The sequence below is a fragment of the Burkholderia sp. E168m23 genome (assembly GCF_016586125.1).
Lineage (GTDB): Bacteria > Pseudomonadota > Gammaproteobacteria > Burkholderiales > Burkholderiaceae > Burkholderia > Burkholderia orbicola.
Genome location: NZ_BCPP01000534.1, coordinates 1 through 4,920 on the forward strand (window position 1 = coordinate 1; position 4,920 = coordinate 4,920).

Sequence of the window (4,920 nt, forward strand, 5' to 3'; positions counted from 1 at the left end):
CTCGCGAGCGCCTCTAATACCGGTAGGCCAAAGCCTTCATAGAGCGACGGAAAGAAAAACGCATGCGCCCCTGCATAGAGCAGCGGCAACAGCGGCTCCGGGACAAAACCCAGATACCGGAGCCACCCCTCTGCCTCACCTCTCGCGATTCTCCGGCCCAACTCATCGTTCAGCCAGCCCGAACTGCCTGCAAGCACGAGCGGGTAGCGAGCTCGCAGATCAGCGGGCAGCACAGAATACGCTGCAAGCAACGCGTCGACTCGCTTTCTCGGCTCTAGCGTCGATACACAAAGCGTATAGCCCCCGGGAGACAGGCGAAACTGATTTAGCGAAACGACGAGATCTCCATGGTCATAGGACCTGAATTCCGGCGGAACCCCGAGCGGCACCGTGGTGATATTGTCCAACGGCCAACCAAAATACTCCGACACCTCTCGCCTTATGGCCTCAGAATCCGTGATGATATGTGCGGTACGGCGCAACGTCGACGCAAAGCTCCGCTCAAAATGGCGAATGCGCTCTATCGGGTGAGTTTCCGGGTACTTGAAGACGGACAGGTCGTGAACCGTTATCACCCCGCCTTCCACGTATTCTGGCAAAAAATAGTTCGGAGAATGAAAGACATGTGTTCGGAGTGCGCGCTGGCGGCGCCAGCTTCTCACAGCAACAGATGCACGCGACCAGAATTTTCCTTTTGAGTGCGCGTCTGCGCTCCGCCACGGACGGCCATCCAGTAGTTGTGCGGGATCGCTAACCCATTCGCCCGCGAAGTAATAAAGAACGGCATCAAGATCGCCGGTGGGTGCCGTTCGATAATACCTCGCCAACTCCCACGCATATCGACCGATGCCGGTCAGCGGCGGAACGATCGCATCGACCGCAAGAATCAACTTCAATCCGCGCTCTCCAGCATCCATTTGAGGGTGTCGTGCAACGGAATCTGTCCTGGCTCTGCACCAATGGCCCGACGCAATTTACTGTTATCGCCGACCAGTTTGCGAACTTCATTCGCACGCACGAAGTTCGGATTGACTCGAACTTCAGGCCGATAGCCCGCCAGTTTTTCCATGACTGTCAGCACTTCCTGAAGCGAATACCCGGCCCCGGAACAGACATTAAACGTCTCGCCTGCAAATGCGCCGTTCAATAGCCGTTCATAGGCCGCCACAACCATCCGAACATCGGAGAAGTCGCGGATGACGTCGAGGTTTCCAAGTTCAAGTACCGGGGCACGAGCGCGGAAACGAGAAACAATTTTCGGCAGAAGAAAGTTTTCGGCCTGACCAACGCCCGTATAGTTGAACGGCCGCACAACCACGATAGGTAACTGCTTGCTCCAGAGCTTGGCGACATACTCCATCGATAGCTTGCTGACCGCATAGTCGTTTGCAGGCGACGGCGCCACAGATTCATCAATCACTTCGCAATCGGCGTTGCCATAGATGTTCGCACTGCTTGCAACAAGCACGGCGTCCGGCCGACGCGAAGACAATGCCAGCGCTTCGAGCAGGTTCCGTGTACCAACGATGTTGGTCTCGTAAATGGAACCGACATCATCGTGCGCAACGAACGCAATTGCAGCAAGATGCGCAACCACTTGCGGCTTTTCGAGTTCGATAATATCAGCGAGCCGTCGACGGTCAAGCAAGTCCACGACGTGCGTACGCCACTCAGAGCTCACACCAGCCCGGTGGGCGAGCCCGCACACGTCATGACCGCTCGCCGCCAACTGGCGTGCGAGATAGCCGCCTGTAAAGCCGCCGATCCCAGTGATTAGGACTTTCGCCATAGATCAGAAGGAGAATCCAATCTCGTTGCGACGAATATCTGCCTCGACCATCATCTGGCAAAGTTGTTCGAGAGTGGTGGTTGGCTTCCATCCGAGCACATCATGCGCTTTTTGCGGATCGCCGATCAGCAACTCCACTTCGGCCGGTCGATAAAATTTCGGATTGATGCGCACGATCGTCTTACCCGACAGTTGATCGACACCGATCTCTTGCTCGTTTCGCCCTTCCCAAGCAAGCTTGAATCCAGCGGCCTGCGCCGCCATGCTGACAAAATCGCGTACCGTTTCCGTACGGTTGGTTGCCAACACATAGGTATCCGGCTGGTCGGCCTGCAGCATACGCCACATACCCTCTACGTATTCCTTTGCGAAACCCCAATCGCGCTTTGCATCAAGGTTGCCCAGTTCGAGAATGTCAAGCTTGCCGAGACGGAGCTTCGCGACACTGTCCGTAATCTTACGAGTGACAAATTCACGCCCGCGCAACGGCGACTCGTGGTTGAACAAGATCCCGCTGCATCCGAAAATGTTATAACTCTCACGGTAATTGACCGTGATCCAGTGCGCGTAAAGCTTGGCGACGCCATAGGGGCTACGCGGATAGAACGGCGTTTGCTCAGTTTGCGGAATCGCCTGAACCTTTCCGAACATTTCCGACGTGCTTGCCTGATAGAAACGGATCGCAGGATTGACGATGCGTATCGCTTCGAGCAAATTCAATGGACCAATACCGGTGATTTCTGCCGTCGTCACGGGTTGATCAAACGATACACCGACGAAGCTTTGCGCCGCGAGATTGTAAACTTCCGTTGCTCCAGTCTGCTGCAGCAGGCGAATACTAGAGCTCAGATCAGTCAAATCGTATTCGACCAAGTGCAAATTCGGATGCGCAGCAATTCCGAGCTCCTCGATTCGCCAAAAGTTCACGGAACTCGTACGGCGATAGGTGCCGTAGACGACATAGCCTTTCTCAAGCAAGAGCTCAGCAAGATAAGCGCCATCTTGCCCGGTAATACCTGTAATTATTGCGGTCGCATTCATTTTCAACTCACTCACTTCCATTTAACTTGATTTTCGAATCGATTTCTTCACATTTCGATCCGCCAAACTCACCTTACCGCCTCGAGATTTCCAGTCGCGTAAGCTGCGCTTGTGCTCCTCGATCGATACAGCGCACCTCGAAATCGTCCAGTGTTCGCTCGACGTCGATATTAAACTCCACCACCAGCGATTCTTTCACCGATAGTGCCTGGGGAAACCGTACATCACCTCGCCAAAGGCATTGACGCCCCTCGTTCGCAACGAAATCGAACAACAAATTGGCGTCCTTTTCAACATCTGCGACACCAAATACCTTCACCGCGTAGCTTCCCGCCTCAATCGAACGATGTGGACCATACATCAAAAATCCGTCCTTTCCTGTACCCTGCAGCCCCGATCCGATATGAACACCGATCTGCGTACTGCAATCGTGACCGGGATAAATTGCCATCTCGACATTCGACTTGTCAGCGAGAATACCATCGATAACGTCTTTTACAACGTTCGCTGTATCCGACCACTTGCGCACCCGATATTCCTTCTTCACGCGGAGCTCGATTTCCTCCACCTTGGCTGGCGTCATGCACCATTCAAGAATTGCATCCGCCCACGCGTTAACATCCCAAGCCGGTAAATACCGAACCAGATCGCGGCCGACTTCCGGCAGCGAACCTTGATCGGAACTCAGGACCGCCTTGCCCATAGCCAACGCTTCGCCGACCGGCAATCCCCACCCCTCATACAGAGACGGGTACGCGCAGAATAGCGCGTGATTATACAGCTGCATCAATTCATAATCGGTGACATGATTCAGTTGCTCAATCTTGCCTTGGGTCAGTGGATCAAGCTCGATATCCTTCAGCAAATCGCCGACTCCCCAACCCGGCATCCCGACGAATACAAGCTTCGGTAGCGCGTCACCGTACCCGTCGCGACAGAGACGATGATATGCACGGTACAGGACTTCATGATTCTTCCGCCGTTCAATTGTCGACACGAAGAGAATGAACGGCTTTCTGATCACTGCCTGTACTTCCGGTCCGAGTTCGCCCTCCCCGGTCGGAACATTGTCACCCAAGGGAATCACATGAGATGGGCGAATTGGGGACCCAATCCTGTTGCAGAGATCAAGATAGTCTTTCCGGGTTTGCTCCGAAATGCACAGGACGGCAGTCGAGCCCCACGCAAGAGAATTGAAATATTCCTTGAATCGACTCGATACATCACCTACGCAATACTGCGGAAATAGAACCGGAATCAGATCATAGCAGCACGTTATTACATGAATACCCTTCTTCTTCTGCAAATTATAAAATTCGGAAGAATAGGATTGATCCCAATCCAATCCGATCGACACGACAATATCTCCTGCAACAGGTGACAGACGATACTGTGGATCATTGGTCGGCACATCGATCCGCAAGCCATGCGACCCGTTTCGCGAAGTTGATTTCTTACCGAATAACTCCATTGCCCGATACATGAAACGTCGCGACAGATCGAAAGACTCCGTCTTAGGGAGCATCATATCGATGGCATCGTCAATTTCAGACGGTCGCTCACCGATGGGCTCCGCCCACTCAATAAACTGGCCCTCTCGCCAAATACATTTCCGGAAGCGTTGCCTACCGTATAACGCCTCGAGTTCGGTGCAGAGTGCCTGCTCAACACGAACGATACCGACGGGGGGACGGTTCCAGTTTGCACTGGTCGTGACGTTCATCCAAATCAGCGGTGCATTATTTTGCGACATGCATCATCCTTTCTTCGCAACTCGCGATCTCCTCGGACATCCAGGAAATATCGCGGCCGCGTGTGTTGATTCTTCTTTCGCTCAGACCTGATATTGCGGACGCTGCTTGAATTCCGCGGCAGACGATCGCTTCGCACCAAAACCCGCCACAAAGTCCACAAATCCGCTCAGTGTCTCGTCCCAAAGCACCGACTGTCGCTCTGACATTTCCTGAGGCGTAAGCCGCAACGGTGTAGCTGCCATCGTCTTCCGCAATGCAGCCACGAATGTGCGGCTGTCGTCGGCGAGCGACACGCCTCTCGCATTGACAAATTTATCGAACCCGCGCATCGCAACC

4 protein-coding genes and 1 pseudogene are annotated in these 4,920 nt (G+C 53.8%); all 5 read right to left on the reverse strand.

Features of this window, described 5'->3' with window-relative positions; all coding sequences use genetic code 11:
• Positions 1 to 896 (reverse strand): glycosyltransferase family 1 protein (locus tag JMF90_RS24020; protein ID WP_201325509.1); only part of this gene is annotated, 896 nt, incomplete at its 3' end.
• A complete protein-coding gene (locus tag JMF90_RS24025) occupies positions 893 to 1,789 on the reverse strand; it encodes a GDP-mannose 4,6-dehydratase (RefSeq protein WP_201316730.1) in 897 nt (298 codons plus the stop codon). The genes JMF90_RS24025 and JMF90_RS24020, both read right to left, overlap by 4 nt.
• 3 nt (positions 1,790 to 1,792) lie before the next feature.
• Positions 1,793 to 2,830 (reverse strand): GDP-mannose 4,6-dehydratase, encoded by a 1,038-nt coding sequence (gmd, locus tag JMF90_RS24030; RefSeq protein WP_201316759.1) that lies wholly within the window; start codon positions 2,828 to 2,830, stop codon positions 1,793 to 1,795.
• A gap of 73 nt (positions 2,831 to 2,903) precedes the next feature.
• Positions 2,904 to 4,583: a glycosyltransferase family 1 protein gene (locus JMF90_RS24035; RefSeq protein ID WP_201316729.1), complete on the reverse strand. Its 1,680-nt coding sequence runs from the start codon at positions 4,581 to 4,583 to the stop codon at positions 2,904 to 2,906.
• An 81-nt stretch (positions 4,584 to 4,664) separates the two neighbouring features.
• Positions 4,665 to 4,920 (reverse strand): annotated as a pseudogene (locus JMF90_RS24040) (glycosyltransferase family 1 protein); the annotation flags it as partial.

Coding starts and splice junctions, on each gene's coding strand:
- JMF90_RS24035 (WP_201316729.1), bottom strand. CDS start 4,583: ATGTCGCAAAATAATGCACCGCTGATTTGGATGAACGTCACGACCAGT.
- gmd (WP_201316759.1), bottom strand. CDS start 2,830: ATGAATGCGACCGCAATAATTACAGGTATTACCGGGCAAGATGGCGCT.
- JMF90_RS24025 (WP_201316730.1), bottom strand. CDS start 1,789: ATGGCGAAAGTCCTAATCACTGGGATCGGCGGCTTTACAGGCGGCTAT.